This window comes from Azospirillum sp. FG154, assembly GCF_057809575.1.
The window spans coordinates 1-730 of record NZ_JBMDKF010000066.1; the positions used below are offsets into that span (position 1 = coordinate 1).

Genomic DNA, 730 nt, shown 5'->3' on the forward strand with positions numbered 1-730 from the left:
GCCACTATAACCCGCTCCACCGACGGGGCGGCGCTTCACGAAGCGGCGCGGCGGCGGAGAAAAAGGAAGCGAAAACAAGCGGTTGGGTTCGGCGGCGCCGGTTCTGACGAGCGGTTTGAAGCTTCCGCTTTCGACCTGAATGTTCGGCCTTCTCCGGCCCGCCTCTCCGAAGGGAGGGATGGGGGAGTGGCCGATGCGGCGCTTCCAGCGCTGCGGGATTTTTGACAAGTGCATACCGTGTTGTGAGAAGGGATGCGCAGGCGGCGGTGCGGGTTGCACCGTTTGACGTTGGGTTTCGATCTGGTTTGGGATCGGCACATCAGCGGACGTCTGTAGGCATCCAAAGTTGAAGCAAGTTAACTGTAACAGGTTTTCTGACGCTTGGGTTTGGACGTTTTCGGACGATCCGTCTCAGTCGGTTTCCGGTTTACTGGAGATCGATTTGAACCTGAGAGTTTGATCCTGGCTCAGAACGAACGCTGGCGGCATGCCTAACACATGCAAGTCGAACGAAGGCTTCGGCCTTAGTGGCGCACGGGTGAGTAACACGTGGGAACCTGCCTTTCGGTTCGGAATAACGTTTGGAAACGAACGCTAACACCGGATACGCCCTTATGGGGGAAAGTTTACGCCGAGAGAGGGGCCCGCGTCCGATTAGGTAGTTGGTGAGGTAACGGCTCACCAAGCCGACGATCGGTAGCTGGTCTGAGAGGATGATCAGCCACACTGG

General features: G+C 57.8%; 1 protein-coding gene and 1 rRNA gene. Both read left to right on the forward strand.

Annotation, left to right across the window (positions count from 1 at the left end; translation table 11 throughout):
- Positions 1 to 225: hypothetical protein (locus ACODS4_RS28120; RefSeq protein ID WP_488869181.1), on the forward strand; the 225-nt coding region annotated here is incomplete at its 5' end.
- Positions 226 to 444: 219 nt separating this feature from the next.
- Positions 445 to 730, forward strand: a 16S ribosomal RNA gene (locus ACODS4_RS28125); the annotation flags it as partial.